Genomic DNA, 17349 nt, shown 5'->3' on the forward strand with positions numbered 1-17349 from the left:
GCTTTCGGTACATTTTTCTTTTTCTACAAGTCTAACTATTCTGGATTAAAGCTATTATGATTAAAAAAATCATATTTACTGTTACTCCTATATTTTCAATTCCTCCACGGGGGGCGGCTGCGATAGAAACCTGGATTTACCAGGTTGCTAAACGGCTTTCAATACCGACTTCTATTGCTTGTATAAAGAATGCTGGCTATCCTGAATATAATAAAGTAAACGATAACTGTGATATCCATTACATTGGGTTTAGTAAAATTTATAAGCGCCTTTTTCAGAAATGGACTCGTCTCGACCCATTACCCTATTCCCAACGCATCCTTAATATTAGAGATAAAGTTACTACCCAGGAAGATAGCGTCATTGTTATTCATAATAGTATGAAACTGTATCGGCAGCTTAGAGAGCGTAATCCGAATGCAAAACTGGTCATGCACATGCATAACGCATTTGAACCAGAACTGCCTGATAATAATGCAAAAATTATCGTGCCCAGTCAGTTTCTTAAAGCGTTTTATGAAGAAAGATTGCCCGCCGCTGATGTTAGTATTGTGCCTAACGGTTTTTGTGCTGAAACTTATAAAAGAAACCCACAAGATAATCTTCGTCAGCAATTAAATATAGCGGAAGATGCCACCGTTCTCTTATATGCCGGAAGGATTTCGCCTGATAAAGGCATCCTGTTGCTTTTGCAGGCGTTCAAAAAATTACGTACCTTAAGAAGTAATATTAAACTTGTCGTTGTTGGCGATCCTTATGCAAGCCGTAAGGGAGAAAAAGCAGAGTATCAAAAGAAAGTACTGGATGCCGCAAAAGGGATTGGCACTGATTGCATTATGGCAGGTGGACAATCTCCTGACCAGATGCATAACTTCTATCATATAGCCGATCTGGTTATTGTTCCCTCCCAGGTTGAAGAAGCATTTTGCATGGTAGCTGTAGAAGCGATGGCAGCAGGAAAAGTGGTTCTTGCCAGCAAAAAAGGGGGGATTGGCGAGTTTGTGTTAGATGGTATAACGGGCTATCACCTCGCAGAACCTATGTCGAGCGACAGCATGATTAATGATATTAACCGTGCGCTTGCTGATAAGGAACGCCACCAGATTGCAGAAAATGCAAAGTCCCTGGTGTTTTCAAAATACAGTTGGGAAAATGTAGCGCAGCGTTTTGAAGAACAAATGAAAAACTGGTTTGAGAAGTGATTTAATACTGACGTGGAAAACGCGCTGATACCGTAATAAGTATCAGCGCGTTTTTTTATCTATTTCTTAGCGCCAGCAGGAAACCGGTAATGATACCAATTTGATCAATATCGACCTGTTCAAAATTGCCACGAACGATATAGAAACCGACGAAAGATAAGAATAATAGAAGATGAGCATTGTAGGGGCTTATCTCTACTTTCCTAAAGGTAGAGCTTGCTGTTTCCTTGATAATAGCGCCGTATAAATAGGCCAGGCTCGCCAGACCCAATATGCCAGCACTAAACCAGATGTACAGAATGGTATTATGCGGACCGATAGATTCTTTAAAGGTCCACGTTGGATAATCGACAACGCGTTTATTATAAATACTATCATAAACATCATTACTATAGCCGTAGCCCTTAACCGGGTTTTCCTGAATAAGTATCCACGCGGTACCCTGGGTTCCGTTAGTATAACGATATGAGCTATCTGTCTGCTGTAATTTATACAGTAGCCGCTCCTGAGCTGGTTTATGGCTTTGCTGAGTGATAACCAAAGCACCAGCAATAACCAGTATAGCAGCGCCAATTCCCATTAGTTTCCACTGGCGGTTCAAAATCGTCCACAAAATGCCCACCACTAAAACTGCCAGCCATGCACCCCGCGACAGAGTGCCTAACATTAAGAACAGATAGACGGCGCTCAGCGCAAAGAAAGCGAGTTTGAGCGATGTTTTTCTGAATAGCCAGATATTCAATAATGCTGGAAACAGAAATACCATTGAATCAGATATATGTCGATGATCATAGTTTGTAAATGGCATCACTCCCCTGGAATAGTCCTGAAGATAAAGGACTATTTCTACCAGTGAACGTAATCCTAGACTTATTAGAAAGGAGAAAAGTACGATTTTTTCAACCGTTTCTTTCGTTTCATCTTTTAATAGCACGGGAATTAATAAAGTATATAATAAGAAGCCTTCCAGTACCGTATTCTCAAATTCTTTGAAACTCTCTTTCATATCTGGCGATATGAGTACGGAATAAATAAGAATTAATGATAATACTGCTACGCTATAAAATACGCTATTTTTGAAAAGAGGGGAAAAACTTCTCGGTGAGCGTGAGACCTGATAAATCGCGGTGATAACCATAAGTATGGCTATCAAATGCTTATAACGCGTAATACCATCCAGAAAATACGTGGCAACAAAAAGAAAAACCAGCGTTTTATTCCAGGCCGGCTTCCATTTCTCTTTATTTAACGTTAATGATGTGGTTAGCATCTTTTCTCCACAATAGGGTTGGGATAAGACAGTGTCTCTTTAATGAATCCTTCCAAATACGCTCGCGGCATCTAAATTCGCCAGGTTTTGTTCTGGTGAGCAGCATGCCATTTGGTTCTTCCCATAACCTCCAATCAACCCAGGGTCCGTTGGGCCATATAGCGTAATATTCGGTCTGTCGAGCGCTGCGGTGAGATGGCTCAGGCCGGTATCAACCGATACGACAAATTTTGCGCCAGCCAGCACTCTCGCCACTTCCTCCAGGCTCATGCGCGGTAACACATCCACATAGTTAAAGCCTTCGGCCAGTCGTTTAGCGCGGGCTTCCTCATGAGGCGCGCCCCAGGGCAGTTTTATCCGTAATCCGGCGTTACCCAACAAACCGATAAGCTCACGCCAGTTTGCTTCCGGCCAGTGCTTATCATCGCGGGTCGTGGCATGCAAAAACACCGCATACGGATCGTTGACCGTCTGCTGGTCATGCAGAAAATGTTTTGCGATAGCGTAATCGCCCTGCGACTGCGGTTTATCGTATCCCAGACTTTTGGCGAACAGCTCGCGCGTCCGTTCAACAGCATGTTGTTGCTTTGCGATATGGTGTTTACGGTTATAAAACAGGCTGGCCAGTGGTTCGCGGGCTGTACTCCAGTCCATACCGTGCTTTATGCCGTGCGCCAGACGCGTCACCAGCGCAGCGCTTTTCACCAGCCCCTGCGCATCAATCACAGCGTCGTATTGGTATGCGCATACTGCCCGACGAAAGGCTGTGCGTTCCGCTTTGATGGGCGCGGAAAACCAGGCCTTGCGCCAACGGCGAATAGCAACGGGAATCACGCGATCGACAGCATTGTGCCAGGACGGAATTTGCGCAAACCCTTCTTCGACAACCCAATCAAATTGAATCCCCGGAATCGCCTGTTGCGCGTCAGTAAGTGCAGGCAGGGTATGTAACACGTCGCCCATCGATGACGTTTTAACGATCAAAACCCGCATTAAACGTCCTCTTCCGATAACAGCGGATGAAGTTCTTCCAGAACCCGCTGCGGCGTGATATCGATCAGGCTCTGGTGATAGCCTTGCGCCGTATCGCCTTTACGAACTTTGTGATAACCCGTAATCAGACGAATCACCCGGGCTTTATGAGACAGCGGCGGTGTGAAATCCGGGCTACTCGGGCCATACAACGCGACCAGCGGGCGGTCGAGCGCCGCCGCGACGTGCATCAGCCCGGAATCGTTAGTGACGATGGCTTTACAGGCGGCTATCAGAATGACGGCCTGTTCCAGTTGGGTTTCCCCCGCCAGGTTGCGACACCATGCCTGCTGCTCGCTATTCAGCGCCGCCAGGATCTCATTTCCGGCTTCATGGTCTTTTGCCGAGCCAAATAGCACGACCTGATACCCTTCGTTAATGAGTTGTTTTGCCAGTTCGGCGTAGTGATAGTGCGGCCAACGTTTTGCCGGACCAAATTCCGCGCCGGGGCAAAAGCCGATCAGAGGACGTTCAGAAGATAGCGAAAAGTCGCTGCACATCAGCGACTTTTCACCTTCGCTAACCTGGAGCTGTGGCCAGAGTAGCGGCTGCGGTAGATCTTTCGCTGTGCGCATCACACCCTTGTCATAGGCCAGCGCCACGTAGCGCTCCACCATCAGCGGCCAGGCGTCTTTATCAAGGACGCGCGCATCGTTCAGCAGGCCATAGCGCATTTCGCCGCGCCAGCCGGTACGGTGCGGGATATTGGCAAAGAAAGGAACCAGCGCCGATTTAAATGAATTTGGCAGCACCCAGGCGCGATCGTAGCGCTTCTCTCGCAGGCTATGGCCCAATCTGCGGCGCTCGCCGATTTCCAGCGCGCCGTGGCCCAGCGGCATGGGTATCGCCTCGTTAACTTCCGGCATACGCGATAACAACGGACGGCACCAGGCTGGCGCCATCACGTCGATTATCGCCTGGGGATAGCGCGCCTTAAGCGTGCGATAGAGACTTTGCGACATCATCATGTCGCCCACCCAGGATGGGCCAATGACCAAAATTTTCATACTTACGCGTCGCGGTTCAGCCAGGCCATATACTCCGTGACGCCTTCGGCGACGGTCTTGAAGGGTTTGTCGTAGCCCGCGTTGCGCAGATTGGTTAAATCCGCCTGCGTAAACGCCTGATAGCGACCTTTCAGCTTATCCGGGAACGGAATATACTCAATGCTGCCTTTTTTATGGTATGCCAGCGTCGCGTCGGCGACGGCCTGGAAAGATTCCGCGCGGCCTGTGCCCAGGTTAAAGATGCCGGACTCGCCGCTTTCCAGGAACCACAGGTTGACGTCGGCCACATCGCCCACGTAGACGAAGTCACGCTTGAAGTTTTCGCTGCCTTCAAACAGTTTCGGGTTTTCGCCGTTGTTTAACTGCGTATTCAGATGAAATGCCACGCTTGCCATGCTGCCTTTATGGCCTTCACGCGGTCCATAGACGTTGAAATAGCGGAAACCGACAATTTGCGAATTCGCTTCTGGCAGGATCTGACGCACGTATTCATCAAACAGGAACTTAGAGTACCCGTAAACGTTAAGCGGTTTTTCGTATTCGCGCGATTCGATGAAATCAGACGTGCGACCGCCATAGGTGGCGGCAGAAGAGGCGTAGAGGAACGGGATTTCGCGCTCAAGGCAATAGTGCAGCAGCTCTTTGGAGTATTGATAGTTATTATCCATCATATACTTGCCGTCCCACTCGGTGGTGGAAGAGCAGGCGCCTTCATGGAAAACAGCCTCAATATCGCCGAGCTCTTCTCCGGACATAATCTGGATCAGGAAATCTTCCTTATCCATATAGTCAGCAATATTCAGATCCACCAGGTTCACAAACTTGGTGCCGTCTTTCAGGTTATCCACCACCAGAATATCGGTGATACCTTTATCATTCAGGGCCTTAACGATATTGCTGCCGATAAAGCCCGCGCCGCCGGTAACGATGATCATAACTGTAACCTTTGAATTATGGTGTCAGAGACTGTCTCAGACATGAATGTTCCTATCATATCACTATTCATCCATTCACTGATAACTCGTGAGGATACGCGTGATTTATGCTGCATTTTAAAGAAGTGATGATGCGTCATCTCGTATCAACGTATAGCTTTGGGTAATATGTGCTGAAATTTGCCCAGTCTGGAGAATCGCAATGCGTGGGGATTTTTACAAACAGTTAACCAACGATCTGGAAACCGCCCGGGCGGAAGGATTGTTTAAAGAAGAGCGCATTATTACGTCTGCGCAGCAGGCGGATATCACCGTGGCGGATGGAAGCCACGTTATTAACTTTTGCGCCAATAACTATCTCGGGCTGGCGAATCACCCTGAGCTGATTAATGCCGCAAAAGCGGGCATGGACAGCCACGGTTTCGGTATGGCGTCCGTGCGTTTCATCTGCGGTACCCAGGACAGCCACAAAGCGCTGGAGCAGAAGCTGGCAAGCTTCCTCGGTATGGAAGATGCGATTCTGTACTCCTCCTGTTTTGATGCTAACGGCGGTCTGTTTGAGACGTTGCTGGGAGCGGAAGACGCCATTATCTCCGACGCGCTTAACCACGCGTCTATCATTGACGGCGTGCGTTTGTGTAAAGCGAAGCGCTATCGCTACGCCAACAACGATATGGCTGAGCTGGAAGCGCGGCTGAAAGACGCGCGTGAAGCCGGCGCGCGTCATGTCCTGATCGCCACTGACGGCGTGTTCTCAATGGATGGCGTCATCGCCAATCTGAAAGGCGTCTGTGATCTGGCCGATAAATACGATGCGCTGGTGATGGTTGATGATTCTCACGCGGTAGGCTTTGTTGGTGAAAACGGTCGCGGTTCCCATGAATACTGCGACGTAATGGGCCGCGTAGATATTATTACCGGTACGCTGGGCAAAGCGTTAGGCGGCGCATCCGGCGGCTATACCGCGGCGCGTAAAGAGGTCGTTGAGTGGCTGCGTCAGCGTTCCCGCCCATATCTGTTCTCCAATTCACTGGCGCCGGCGATCGTGGCGGCTTCTATTAAAGTGTTAGAGATGGTGGAAGCGGGCGCAGAACTGCGTGAGCGCTTGTGGGCGAACGCGCGGCAGTTCCGGGAGCAGATGTCTGCCGCGGGATTTACGCTGGCAGGCGCGGATCACGCCATCATCCCGGTAATGCTGGGAGATGCGGTTGTCGCGCAGAAATTTGCCCGCGAACTGCAAAAAGAAGGCATTTACGTTACCGGCTTTTTCTATCCGGTCGTACCAAAAGGTCAGGCGCGTATTCGTACCCAGATGTCTGCGGCGCATACGCCCGAGCAAATTACGCGTGCGGTAGACGCGTTCACGCGTATTGGTAAACAACTGGGCGTGATTGCCTGAGGATGTAAGATGAAAGCGTTATCCAAACTGAAAGCGGAAGAGGGCATCTGGATGACCGACGTTCCGGAACCGGAAGTCGGTCATAACGATTTGCTGATTAAAATCCGTAAAACAGCCATCTGCGGCACTGACGTTCACATCTATAACTGGGATGACTGGTCGCAAAAAACCATCCCGGTTCCGATGGTCGTGGGGCATGAATATGTCGGCGAAGTGGTCGGCATCGGTCAGGAAGTGAAAGGCTTTAAAATCGGCGATCGCGTCTCCGGCGAAGGTCACATCACCTGCGGTCATTGCCGCAACTGCCGCGGCGGTCGCACTCACCTGTGTCGCAACACCACCGGCGTGGGCGTCAACCGTCCCGGCTGCTTCGCGGAATATCTGGTCATCCCGGCGTTCAACGCATTTAAAATCCCGGATAACATTTCTGATGATTTAGCCTCTATTTTTGACCCGTTTGGTAATGCGGTGCATACGGCGCTGTCTTTCGATCTGGTTGGCGAAGATGTGCTGGTGTCGGGGGCGGGGCCAATCGGCGTAATGGCCGCCGCGGTGGCGAAACATGTCGGCGCGCGTCATGTGGTAATTACTGACGTCAATGAATACCGTCTGGAGCTGGCGCGTAAAATGGGCGTCACCCGCGCGGTCAACGTCGCGAAAGAGAGCCTGACCGATGTCATGGCGGAGCTGGGAATGACCGAAGGGTTCGATGTGGGTCTGGAGATGTCCGGCGCGCCGCCGGCGTTTCGTACCATGCTGGACACCATGAATCACGGCGGTCGTATTGCGATGCTGGGGATTCCGCCGGCAGATATGTCTATCGACTGGACAAAAGTCATCTTTAAGGGGTTGTTCATTAAAGGTATTTACGGTCGTGAGATGTTCGAAACGTGGTACAAAATGGCGGCGTTGATCCAATCCGGGCTGGATCTGTCACCGATTATCACCCATCGTTTCTCTATTGATGATTTCCAGAAAGGTTTTGACGCCATGCGTTCAGGCCAGTCAGGAAAAGTCATTCTGAGCTGGGATTAATATGTATATACCCAAAATAATTCGAGTTGCTTAAAGGCGGCAAGGGAGTGAGTCCCCAGGAGCATAGATAACTATGTGACTGGGGTGAACGACAAATCTGCCGGGAGCAGATTTGAACGTCGCGTGCGACGGCCCGTCAGGGCGAGGCCCATGGATGGGCCGAGTAATCCGTAGCCAACACATAAGCAACTTGAAGTATGAAGGGTATAGAGACCCGATGATATTTATCGGGTCTGATATACGTTTCATCGTAAAAGGTTGGTGTCATTCGCCAACCTTTTTTATTAGGGAAAATCTGGAAAGCCGTAAAGAATTGTCATGGTCATCAAGCATTCGTAATTGCGCTTTAATCTTATTTTACTCGCTAACGTAACGCTCTACCCTGAGCTTTGTTCTTGCTTTTTACTGCGAAAATAAATCATGGCAGCTTAATAGTTTCTTAATAGAGCCACAGTATAAAGGCAGGGTAAATTCAGGTTTTTCTGGTAATCGTTATGAAAAATAGTAAAACCAAAGTGAGTATCATTATCCCATTATATAATGCGGGAGCTGATTTTAATGCTTGCATGGCGTCGTTAATCGCGCAAACGTGGTCGGCGCTGGAAATTATTATTGTGAATGATGGATCGACGGATCATTCCGTTGAGATAGCAAAACATTACGCGGAACATTACCCGCATGTTCGACTACTTCATCAGGCCAATGCCGGCGCATCTGTCGCCCGTAATCTTGGTCTGCAAGCGGCGACCGGCGATTACGTCGCCTTTGTCGATGCGGATGACCTGGTCTACCCGAAGATGTATGAAACGCTGATGACCATGGCGCTTAACGATGATCTGGACGTTGCGCAGTGTAATGCGGACTGGTGCGCCAGAAAAACCGGGCACGCCTGGCAATCTATTCCGACCGATCGTCTGCGTTCCACCGGGGTATTAAGCGGACCGGATTGGTTGCGTATGGCGCTGGCCTCGCGGCGCTGGACGCATGTTGTCTGGATGGGCGTTTATCGACGTGCGCTGATTATCGATAACAATATTACCTTCGTTCCCGGACTACATCATCAGGATATATTATGGTCAACGGAAGTCATGTTTAATGCCACGCGCGTACGTTATACCGAACAATCATTATATAAATATTTCCTGCATGATAATTCGGTAAGCCGTTTGCAAAGACAGGGCAATAAAAATCTTAATTATCAGCGGCATTATATTAAAATTACGCGATTATTAGAAAAGCTCAATCGTGATTATGCCCGTCGTATTCCGATTTACCCGGAGTTTCGCCAGCAAATTACCTGGGAAGCGTTACGCGTTTGTCATGCGGTGCGTAAAGAGCCTGATATTTTGACCCGCCAGCGTATGATTGCCGAGATTTTTACTTCTGGCATGTATAGACGGATGATTGCTAACGTCCGCAGCGCGAAAGCGGCTTATCAGACGCTGATCTGGTCTTTCCGGCTGTGGCAATGGCGCGACAAAACCTTGTCGCACCGTCGTATTGCCCGTAAGGCGCTCAATCTGTCTTAGCGCTCACGTTTTTAGGCGCGGCGATTTTCCCCCAGCCTTGCCACTGGTGCTGAAACCAGGCAACCACGGAGCTTTGCGTAATGCTCTCGCCGATGACGCTGAAAAAGCGCGTAGCGTAGACCGGTTCCAGCGGTTTTTTCGGCTTACACATCTTCACGCCGCGAAAGGGATTGCGCGGCGCGTCAATTTTCTGCGGCGTCAGATTAGGCCGGGACGTATCCACCTGCGGTTCGTTGAGCAGGCTGCCTGGGCGCACCAGGGTGATATCCGCCGGCAGGCGATAAACCATCTGTTGCAGTACGCGAACCGTTGCGGGATGCGGATGACCAATCGCGATAGCGGAACCGTTGCGACGGGCCAGTTCGATAGCGCGATTAAACTGACGGCGGATATCCGCCTCGTTTTGGGTATCGTCGAGGAACACCTTGCGCTTAATGACTTTCACACCCGTACCGGATGCTGCGCGCATCGCCTGGCTATTGCCAATCGTCATGCTGTCGAGAAAATAGAGATTGTAATGTTCCAGCGCCTGCATAACTTTTTGCATACCGAACAGGCTGGAAGTCATTGCGCTGCCCATGTGGTTATTAAGCCCTACGGCATACGGCACGTTGTTTACCGCCTCGCGGATAATGCGTTCGATCTCATCGCTGCTCATTTCTGGTCGCAGCGTATCCTTCTCCAGCGGCTGTTTGCTTAGCGGCGCCATCGGCAGATGGATTAATACCTCATGCCCGCTATTGTGCGCTTTAGTCGCCATTTCGCGCGCGTGCGGCGCGTTGGGCAGTACGGCGACGGAGATGTTTGGCGGCAGCGCCAGAACCTGGTTTTCCGTGTGCGGGCGATAGCCAAAATCATCAATCACGATGGCGAGCTTGCCAGCGAAAACGGGATGTGCAAACGCCAGCAAAGTGGCCAGCGTGAGAATGGTGCGACGAAACTGAGGCAAAACTTATCTTCCCAACCACGGCTGTGGATTGACGGCCTGACCCTGGCGACGAATTTCGAAATAAAGCGAGGGTCTGCCCTGACCGCCGCTGCTGCCCACAAGGGCGATAGGTTGTCCGGCGCGTACCTGCGCGCCTACGCTGACCAGCGCGCTCTGGTTATAGCCGTAAAGGCTCATATCGCCTTTACCATGCTCCACGACCACCACCAGACCATAACCTTGCAGCCAGTCCGCCAGAATCACCCTGCCGTCGGCGATGGCTTTGACCTCGGTGCCTTCCGACGCGCCGATCACCATCCCCTTCCAACGTAGTTCACCCTGCAGCCGTTCGCCATAGCGATGCAATATCGGGCCGCGTACCGGCCAGTATGCCTGACCGCGAGGCGCGCCCAGCCCGCCGGTGCGAGACATCAGCGAACGCTCGCTTTCGGTCGGCTTATAGGTGGTGCCTTTGCGCGAGGCTTCCTGCTGCTTGTCGCGTACCGCCTGCGCTTCGCGGGCTTCACGCTCCGCTCGCGCTTTGGCCGCCGCTTCTGCCCGCGCGATACTGTTGCGCAGGCGTGATTCGTTGGCGCGCAGTTCGCTTAACTGCTGTTGGCCTTGCTGAATAGACGACTCCAGTCCGGCAAGCGTTTTCTTACGTTCATTACGCGCCTGCTCCAGCTTCGCCTGCTGAGCGCGCTGTTCATACAGCAACGTTTGTTGCTGGCTTTGTTTCTCTTCCAGCTCGGCTTTTTGCGTGGCGACCTGTTCGCGAGTCTGTTTCAGTTCGGCGATAGTGTCCTGGCGCGCCTGGTTCAGATAGCCGAAATAGGCCTGCAGGCGTTGCCCGCGCTGGCTCTCTTCTCCGCTAAGAATAAGCTGAATACCGGTGTGTTCGCCCTGGCGGAAAGCGGCGTCCAACTGCGCGGCGAGATTACGCTCCTGGCTGGCTTTTTGCTGCTCCAGTTTAGCAATTGAGGCGTTCATCTCATCAATTTGCGCGTTTAACTGATCCAGAGTACTTTGCGTTTCGCGCAGTTTACGCGCTGCGGCCGAGATGGCCTCTTCCTGGGCTTTAAGTTGTGCCAGGAGGCTGGCGCGCTGTTGTTGTTGCTGGCGTACGGCGCGTTCTTTCGCAGCGATATCGGCCTGAATAGATTTGAGTTGATCACGGTCATCCGCATGGGCGGAAAAAGCGCACAACAATACGCCAGCGCTAAGTACGCTGGCGTAGAACAAAGGCCTGACTGAAAACGTTCTTGGTTTCACGGCCTGTTGAATGGTGTTAATCGCCTTTCCCCTCATGGGGAGGGATTATTCCACGATGAACAGCGGCTTACCAGTCATCTCTTGCGGGATTTCCATCCCCATCAGCGACAGCATGGTAGGCGCAATGTCTGAAAGTTTGCCGCCTTCGACCGCCTTCACGTTTTTCTCGCCGACATAAATCAGCGGCACCGGCAGGTTGGTGTGGGCGGTATGCGCCTGACCGGTCGCCGGATCGCGCATCTGCTCCGCGTTGCCGTGGTCCGCGGTAATCAACAGTTGTCCACCAACGGATTCAACCGCTTTTGTTACCTGTTCAATGCAGTTGTCCAACGCTTCCACCGCTTTGATAGCGGCTTCCATCACGCCGGTATGACCGACCATATCGCCGTTTGGATAGTTACAAATGATGGTGTCGTACTTACCGCTTTCGATCGCCGCGACCAATTTTTCAGTCAATTCTGCAGAGCTCATTTCCGGTTGCAGGTCATAAGTAGCCACTTTCGGCGAGTTGATCAGGATGCGCTCTTCGCCAGCAAACGGTTCTTCTACGCCGCCGTTAAAGAAAAAGGTTACGTGCGCATATTTTTCCGTTTCGGAAATACGCAGTTGGGTTTTATCGTTTTTCGCCATCCACTCGCCGAACGTATTCGCCAGTGAAGCTGGCGGGTAAGCTACGACGGTTTTGATATCGGCGGCGTATTCAGTCAGCATCACGAAGTTGAGATTAACCACTTTCTTACGCGCAAAGCCATCGAAATCAGCGTTAACGAAAGCCCGGGTAATTTCGCGCGCGCGGTCAGCGCGGAAGTTCATGAAAATCAGCGTGTCGCCATCTTCCATTGCCGCATCGGCCTGGCCTTCGGCGCGGATAACGGTCGCTTTGACAAACTCATCGTTTTCATCACGAGCGTAAGCAGCCTGCAGGCCAGCCACGGCGGTATCCGCCTGGAATTCGCCCTGCGCCAGGGTCATCAGATCATACGCTTTTTCCACGCGATCCCAACGGTTGTCGCGGTCCATAGCGTAGTAACGACCGACGATAGACGCAACGCGGCCTTTGCCCAGCGCGGCGAATTTGTCTTCGAATTTTTTCAGCGAGGCTTCAGCGCTGCGCGGCGGCGTGTCGCGACCGTCGAGGAAGGCGTGCAGATAGATTTTTTCTGCGCCGCGTTCTGCGGCCAGTTCCACCATTGCCATAATGTGATCTTCGTGGCTGTGGACGCCGCCTGCGGACAGCAGGCCCATAATATGAACCGCTTTACCGGCGTTTTTCGCCTGGTCAACCGCATTAGTCAGGACCGGATTAGCAAAGAAAGTACGTTCTTTAATTTCAACGTCCAGACGCGTCAGGTCCTGATAAACGATGCGACCTGCACCCAGGTTAACGTGGCCCACTTCGGAATTGCCCATCTGGCGGTCAGGCAGACCCACTTCCAGACCGGATGCGTCGATCAGGGTATGCGGACGTTTTGTCCACAGAGCATCCATCACCGGAGTTTTGGCATTTAAGATGGCGTTATCCTGCTGTTCTTCACGGTAGCCGTAGCCATCCAGAATCACCAGTACCATAGGTTTTTTAGAAACCGACATTGCGACAACCTCATACTCAATAGACAAAATAATTGCGTAATTTTACTACAGCTGAATCGATAAAATAGCCTCAGAAGATCAAAGAAAGGGAGCGCGCTGGCGTGAGAAGGCAAGTAATAACGCGATTTTTTTCGTAGCGCCCCGCAAAAATGCATTCCAGTGCACGCTCTGGCTGTATTTGCGCCATTGCGCAGGTATACTCCTTTCCTGGTTTTTTAATCACTACGTCGGGAGTTGTTACCCCCCATGCAAGAAATTATGCAATTTGTTGGCCGTCATCCCATACTGAGTATCGCCTGGATTGCGTTACTGGTGGCGGTTTTATTTACCACGTTCAAAGGTCTGACTTCAAAAGTTAAGGTGATTACACGCGGCGAAGCCACGCGCCTTATCAATAAAGAGGACGCCATTGTTGTGGATTTACGTCAACGTGACGATTTCCGTAAAGGCCATATCGCTGGCGCGACCAATTTGCTGCCGAGCGAAATCAAAGCCAACAATGTTGGCGAACTGGAAAAGCACAAAGACAAGCCGATTATCGTGGTCGACGGTTCTGGTATGCAGTGCCAGGAATCCGCTAACGCGCTGACAAAAGCCGGCTTTGAAAAGGTCTTTGTGTTGAAAGAAGGCGTAGCAGGCTGGAGCGGCGAGAATCTGCCTCTGGTGCGCGGTAAGTAATTACCCGTCGTTTTCATGACGCAAGGGGAATGACTTGCCCTTGCTTCGACATGAAATCCATCGGGTAAAAAAACAGGAGCGAAGTCATGGCCAATATTGAAATCTACACCAAAGCAACCTGCCCGTTTTGCCATCGTGCAAAAGCGCTGTTAAACAGCAAGGGCGTGAGTTTCCAGGAAATTGCGATTGACGGCGACGCCGTGAAGCGTGAAGAGATGATCAAACGTAGTGGCCGAACGACGGTTCCGCAAATTTTTATTGATGCACAGCACATTGGCGGTTGTGACGACTTGTATGCGCTGGATGCGCGTGGTGGACTGGATCCGCTGTTGCGTTAAGGCGTACTCAAGTATTTAAGGACAACACTAAAGGGTTTTACACATGTCAGAACAAAATAACACTGAAATGGCTTTCCAGATCCAACGTATCTATACCAAGGATGTTTCTTTCGAAGCGCCAAACGCACCGCATGTTTTCCAGAAAGATTGGCAGCCAGAGGTTAAACTGGATCTTGATACGGCATCTTCCCAACTGGCGGATGACGTTTATGAAGTTGTGCTGCGTGTTACCGTAACGGCTTCCCTGGGTGAAGAAACCGCGTTCCTGTGCGAAGTTCAGCAGGCCGGTATTTTCTCCATCAGCGGTATTGAAGGTACTCAGATGGCGCATTGCCTGGGCGCATACTGCCCGAACATTCTGTTCCCGTATGCCCGCGAATGCATCACCAGCCTGGTTTCACGCGGTACGTTCCCGCAACTGAACCTTGCGCCGGTCAATTTTGATGCGCTGTTCATGAACTATTTGCAGCAGCAGGCTGGCGAAGGTACTGAAGAACATCAGGATGCCTGATGAACCAAAGTAATGCGTCAATGACAGTCATCGGTGCCGGCTCGTACGGCACCGCTCTTGCCATCACTCTGGCGAGAAACGGCCACCAGGTTGTCCTGTGGGGCCACGACCCAAAACATATCGCGACCCTGGAGCACGATCGCTGCAACGTCGCGTTCCTTCCCGATGTGCCTTTTCCTGATACATTACACCTGGAAAGCGACTTAGCAACCGCGCTGGCGGCCAGTCGTAACATTCTGGTGGTGGTGCCAAGCCATGTTTTCAGCGACGTGCTGCGGCAGATTAAACCGCTGATGCGTCCGGATGCGCGACTGGTATGGGCGACCAAAGGCCTGGAAGCGGAAACGGGACGCCTGTTGCAGGATGTCGCTCGCGAGGCGTTAGGCGATAGAATCCCGCTGGCGGTGATTTCCGGCCCGACGTTCGCTAAAGAGCTGGCGGCGGGTTTGCCGACGGCAATCTCTCTGGCCTCAACCGATGAGACCTTTGCCGACGATCTCCAGCAACTGTTGCACTGCGGAAAAAGTTTTCGCGTCTATATCAATGCGGATTTTATCGGCGTGCAGCTTGGCGGCGCGGTGAAAAACGTGATTGCGATTGGCGCGGGGATGTCTGACGGCATCGGCTTCGGCGCGAACGCCCGCACGGCGCTAATCACGCGTGGGCTGACCGAAATGTCGCGGCTTGGCGCAGCGCTTGGCGCCGATCCCGCCACCTTTATGGGGATGGCGGGCTTAGGCGATCTGGTGCTGACCTGTACCGACAACCAGTCGCGCAACCGCCGTTTTGGCATGATGCTTGGCCAGGGCATGGACGTTAAAGGCGCGCAGGATAAGATTGGCCAGGTGGTCGAAGGCTATCGCAATACTAAAGAAGTTCGTGAATTGGCGCACCGTTTTGGTGTTGAAATGCCAATAACCGAGGAAATTTATCAAGTATTGTATTGCGGAAAAAACGCGCGCGAGGCAGCATTAACGTTATTAGGTCGCGCCCGCAAGGAAGAGCTGAGTCGCCACTAGCCGTAAGGAACTGTTTGCATAAACGACCCAACCCGCACAGAACGGGTTGGTCGTTTTCTGTCCGCCTGGAGTAAGCCATGCCGTGTGAAGAACTGGAAATCGTCTGGAACAATATTAAAGCTGAAGCCCGCGCTTTAGCTGACTGTGAGCCTATGTTGGCCAGTTTTTATCACGCCACGTTACTCAAGCATGAAAATCTGGGCAGTGCGCTGAGCTATATGCTGGCAAATAAACTGGCTTCGCCCATCATGCCCGCTATCGCTATCCGTGAAGTGGTCGAAGAAGCCTACGCCGCCGACCCGGAAATGATCGCGTCGGCAGCCTGCGATATTCAGGCAGTGCGCACTCGCGATCCGGCGGTGGATAAATACTCCACGCCGCTGTTATATCTGAAAGGCTTTCATGCGTTGCAGGCCTACCGCATTGGTCACTGGCTGTGGAATAAAGGTCGCCGCGCGCTGGCTATCTTCCTGCAAAATCAGGTTTCGGTCTCGTTTCAGGTGGACATTCACCCGGCAGCGAAAATTGGCCGCGGGATTATGCTCGACCATGCCACCGGTATTGTGGTGGGGGAGACGGCGGTTATTGAGGATGATGTGTCGATCCTGCAATCCGTCACCCTGGGCGGTACCGGGAAAACCAGCGGCGATCGCCATCCTAAAATCCGCGAAGGCGTGATGATTGGCGCGGGCGCGAAAATTCTCGGCAATATCGAGGTGGGGCGCGGCGCGAAAATTGGCGCAGGCTCCGTCGTTTTACAGCCTGTCCCGCCGCACACCACCGCCGCAGGCGTTCCGGCGCGTATTGTCGGCAAGCCGGGCAGCGATAAGCCGTCGATGGATATGGACCAGCATTTCAACGGGATACACCATACTTTTGAGTATGGCGACGGCATCTGATTTCGAGCTGTCTTACTTGCCATATTGAACCTGGGCTGTGCTCGTCATCCTCACGTACTGCGTGTACGCGCAGGTAGACAAGCGCAGTCCGTGTCCAATGGCTGCGCCGATAACGCTCGAAACGAATATTATCAATATTAATGTGGGCTGGATAAGGCATCAGCCGCCATCCGGCATTGAATATATTACGACCGCAATACCGCGCCGGGGTATCCTAACTGGCGCCACGCTTCATACACCACCACCGACACCGCATTCGACAGGTTCATGCTGCGGCTATCCGGCATCATCGGAATGCGAATCTTCTGCTCTTTAGGCAACGCATCGAGAATGCTGGCGGGCAGGCCGCGCGTTTCCGGGCCAAACATCAAATAATCGCCATCCTGATAGCTTACGGCGCTATGGGCGGGCGTGCCCTTTGTCGTCAACGCAAACAGGCGCTGCGGATTTTCGGCGGCGATAAAGGCGGTATAATCGTGATGGCGCTGAACCGCGGCGAATTCGTGATAGTCCAGCCCTGCGCGGCGTAGGCGCTTATCATCCCAGGTAAACCCCATCGGTTCGATGATGTGCAGACGAAAGCCGGTATTGGCGCAAAGACGAATGATGTTGCCGGTATTCGGCGGGATTTCTGGTTCGAAGAGTACGATGTTAAGCATGATGCCCCCTTAAATGCGGGGGGCAGAATAGCAGAAATTTACCGGG

Annotated in this window: 17 protein-coding genes; 9 read left to right on the plus strand and 8 right to left on the minus strand. The window is 51.8% G+C overall.

From position 1 onward, the window contains the following. Positions 1 to 56: 56 nt before the first annotated feature. Positions 57 to 1202: a lipopolysaccharide N-acetylglucosaminyltransferase gene (locus ACE15A_RS00565; protein WP_053509326.1), complete on the plus strand. Its 1146-nt coding sequence runs from the start codon at positions 57 to 59 to the stop codon at positions 1200 to 1202. Between the two features lie 55 nt (positions 1203 to 1257). Here the strand turns inward: ACE15A_RS00565 and rfaL are convergent, their stop codons facing one another. From rfaL to rfaD, 4 genes are read right to left on the minus strand one after another with little or no spacing between them, the layout of a single operon-like run. Continuing rightward, entirely contained in the window at positions 1258 to 2472 is a 1215-nt protein-coding gene (rfaL, locus tag ACE15A_RS00570; RefSeq protein ID WP_053509328.1) for an O-antigen ligase RfaL, read from the minus strand. A 39-nt stretch (positions 2473 to 2511) separates the two neighbouring features. Further along, a complete protein-coding gene (gene rfaC, locus ACE15A_RS00575; protein ID WP_053509329.1) occupies positions 2512 to 3465 on the minus strand; it encodes a lipopolysaccharide heptosyltransferase RfaC in 954 nt (317 codons plus the stop codon). Continuing rightward, positions 3465 to 4511, minus strand: coding sequence for an ADP-heptose--LPS heptosyltransferase RfaF (gene rfaF / locus ACE15A_RS00580; RefSeq protein WP_023247309.1), 1047 nt, complete (start codon positions 4509 to 4511; stop codon positions 3465 to 3467). The genes rfaC and rfaF overlap by 1 nt, the downstream gene beginning before the upstream one ends. 2 nt (positions 4512 to 4513) lie before the next feature. Further along, on the minus strand, positions 4514 to 5446 hold the full coding sequence (gene rfaD, locus ACE15A_RS00585; RefSeq protein WP_023247310.1) for an ADP-glyceromanno-heptose 6-epimerase: 933 nt from the start codon (positions 5444 to 5446) through the stop codon (positions 4514 to 4516). A 202-nt stretch (positions 5447 to 5648) separates the two neighbouring features. Between rfaD and kbl the strand changes: the two genes are divergently transcribed. The 3 genes from kbl to ACE15A_RS00600 all read left to right on the plus strand — a co-directional run bounded on the left by kbl (position 5649) and on the right by ACE15A_RS00600 (position 9409). After that, positions 5649 to 6845 (plus strand): glycine C-acetyltransferase, encoded by a 1197-nt coding sequence (gene kbl, locus ACE15A_RS00590; RefSeq protein WP_053509331.1) that lies wholly within the window; start codon positions 5649 to 5651, stop codon positions 6843 to 6845. Between the two features lie 9 nt (positions 6846 to 6854). Next, positions 6855 to 7880, plus strand: a complete 1026-nt coding sequence (gene tdh / locus ACE15A_RS00595; RefSeq protein WP_053509333.1) for an L-threonine 3-dehydrogenase — start codon at positions 6855 to 6857, stop codon at positions 7878 to 7880. Positions 7881 to 8374: 494 nt separating this feature from the next. Beyond that, a complete protein-coding gene (locus tag ACE15A_RS00600) occupies positions 8375 to 9409 on the plus strand; it encodes a glycosyltransferase (protein WP_053509335.1) in 1035 nt (344 codons plus the stop codon). Here ACE15A_RS00600 and ACE15A_RS00605 read toward each other — a convergent pair. Genes ACE15A_RS00605 through gpmM form a run of 3 tightly spaced genes read right to left on the minus strand, consistent with a single transcriptional unit; the run spans position 9396 to position 13199 of the window. After that, on the minus strand, positions 9396 to 10358 hold the full coding sequence (locus ACE15A_RS00605; protein WP_053509336.1) for a divergent polysaccharide deacetylase family protein: 963 nt from the start codon (positions 10356 to 10358) through the stop codon (positions 9396 to 9398). The two genes, ACE15A_RS00600 and ACE15A_RS00605, sit on opposite strands and share 14 nt — an antisense overlap. Before the next feature lie 3 nt (positions 10359 to 10361). Further along, entirely contained in the window at positions 10362 to 11621 is a 1260-nt protein-coding gene (gene envC / locus ACE15A_RS00610; RefSeq protein ID WP_024149606.1) for a murein hydrolase activator EnvC, read from the minus strand. Between the two features lie 33 nt (positions 11622 to 11654). Next, the gene (gene gpmM, locus ACE15A_RS00615) at positions 11655 to 13199 is read right to left on the minus strand and encodes a 2,3-bisphosphoglycerate-independent phosphoglycerate mutase (RefSeq protein WP_053509338.1); all 1545 of its coding nucleotides are present in this window, start codon (positions 13197 to 13199) and stop codon (positions 11655 to 11657) included. Between the two features lie 246 nt (positions 13200 to 13445). Between gpmM and ACE15A_RS00620 the strand changes: the two genes are divergently transcribed. The 5 genes from ACE15A_RS00620 (at position 13446) to cysE (ending at position 16644) form a co-directional block, all read left to right on the plus strand. Continuing rightward, positions 13446 to 13877 carry a rhodanese-like domain-containing protein gene (locus ACE15A_RS00620; RefSeq protein WP_001156175.1) on the plus strand — a complete coding sequence of 144 codons (432 nt, stop codon included), beginning with the start codon at positions 13446 to 13448 and terminating at the stop codon, positions 13875 to 13877. 86 nt (positions 13878 to 13963) lie between these two features. Then, the gene (grxC, locus tag ACE15A_RS00625) at positions 13964 to 14215 is read left to right on the plus strand and encodes a glutaredoxin 3 (protein ID WP_001273795.1); all 252 of its coding nucleotides are present in this window, start codon (positions 13964 to 13966) and stop codon (positions 14213 to 14215) included. Between the two features lie 43 nt (positions 14216 to 14258). After that, positions 14259 to 14726 carry a protein-export chaperone SecB gene (gene secB, locus ACE15A_RS00630; protein ID WP_000003370.1) on the plus strand — a complete coding sequence of 156 codons (468 nt, stop codon included), beginning with the start codon at positions 14259 to 14261 and terminating at the stop codon, positions 14724 to 14726. Continuing rightward, positions 14726 to 15745, plus strand: a complete 1020-nt coding sequence (gpsA, locus tag ACE15A_RS00635) for an NAD(P)H-dependent glycerol-3-phosphate dehydrogenase (protein WP_023247315.1) — start codon at positions 14726 to 14728, stop codon at positions 15743 to 15745. The genes secB and gpsA overlap by 1 nt, the downstream gene beginning before the upstream one ends. 77 nt (positions 15746 to 15822) lie before the next feature. Beyond that, on the plus strand, positions 15823 to 16644 hold the full coding sequence (gene cysE, locus ACE15A_RS00640) for a serine O-acetyltransferase (RefSeq protein ID WP_001112115.1): 822 nt from the start codon (positions 15823 to 15825) through the stop codon (positions 16642 to 16644). Between the two features lie 185 nt (positions 16645 to 16829). On the opposite strand, the gene trmL is transcribed toward cysE, so the two are convergent. Further along, positions 16830 to 17303, minus strand: a complete 474-nt coding sequence (gene trmL / locus ACE15A_RS00645; RefSeq protein ID WP_000932339.1) for a tRNA (uridine(34)/cytosine(34)/5-carboxymethylaminomethyluridine(34)-2'-O)-methyltransferase TrmL — start codon at positions 17301 to 17303, stop codon at positions 16830 to 16832. Positions 17304 to 17349: the final 46 nt, after the last annotated feature.

This window comes from Salmonella sp. HY31, from assembly GCF_042604575.1.
In the GTDB taxonomy this organism is placed as follows: Bacteria; Pseudomonadota; Gammaproteobacteria; order Enterobacterales; family Enterobacteriaceae; genus Salmonella; species Salmonella diarizonae.

Coding starts and splice junctions, on each gene's coding strand:
- ACE15A_RS00565 (WP_053509326.1), top strand. CDS start 57: ATGATTAAAAAAATCATATTTACTGTTACTCCTATATTTTCAATTCCT.
- rfaL (WP_053509328.1), bottom strand. CDS start 2,472: ATGCTAACCACATCATTAACGTTAAATAAAGAGAAATGGAAGCCGGCC.
- rfaC (WP_053509329.1), bottom strand. CDS start 3,465: ATGCGGGTTTTGATCGTTAAAACGTCATCGATGGGCGACGTGTTACAT.
- rfaF (WP_023247309.1), bottom strand. CDS start 4,511: ATGAAAATTTTGGTCATTGGCCCATCCTGGGTGGGCGACATGATGATG.
- rfaD (WP_023247310.1), bottom strand. CDS start 5,446: ATGATCATCGTTACCGGCGGCGCGGGCTTTATCGGCAGCAATATCGTT.
- kbl (WP_053509331.1), top strand. CDS start 5,649: ATGCGTGGGGATTTTTACAAACAGTTAACCAACGATCTGGAAACCGCC.
- tdh (WP_053509333.1), top strand. CDS start 6,855: ATGAAAGCGTTATCCAAACTGAAAGCGGAAGAGGGCATCTGGATGACC.
- ACE15A_RS00600 (WP_053509335.1), top strand. CDS start 8,375: ATGAAAAATAGTAAAACCAAAGTGAGTATCATTATCCCATTATATAAT.
- gpmM (WP_053509338.1), bottom strand. CDS start 13,199: ATGTCGGTTTCTAAAAAACCTATGGTACTGGTGATTCTGGATGGCTAC.
- ACE15A_RS00620 (WP_001156175.1), top strand. CDS start 13,446: ATGCAAGAAATTATGCAATTTGTTGGCCGTCATCCCATACTGAGTATC.
- grxC (WP_001273795.1), top strand. CDS start 13,964: ATGGCCAATATTGAAATCTACACCAAAGCAACCTGCCCGTTTTGCCAT.
- secB (WP_000003370.1), top strand. CDS start 14,259: ATGTCAGAACAAAATAACACTGAAATGGCTTTCCAGATCCAACGTATC.
- gpsA (WP_023247315.1), top strand. CDS start 14,726: ATGAACCAAAGTAATGCGTCAATGACAGTCATCGGTGCCGGCTCGTAC.
- cysE (WP_001112115.1), top strand. CDS start 15,823: ATGCCGTGTGAAGAACTGGAAATCGTCTGGAACAATATTAAAGCTGAA.
- trmL (WP_000932339.1), bottom strand. CDS start 17,303: ATGCTTAACATCGTACTCTTCGAACCAGAAATCCCGCCGAATACCGGC.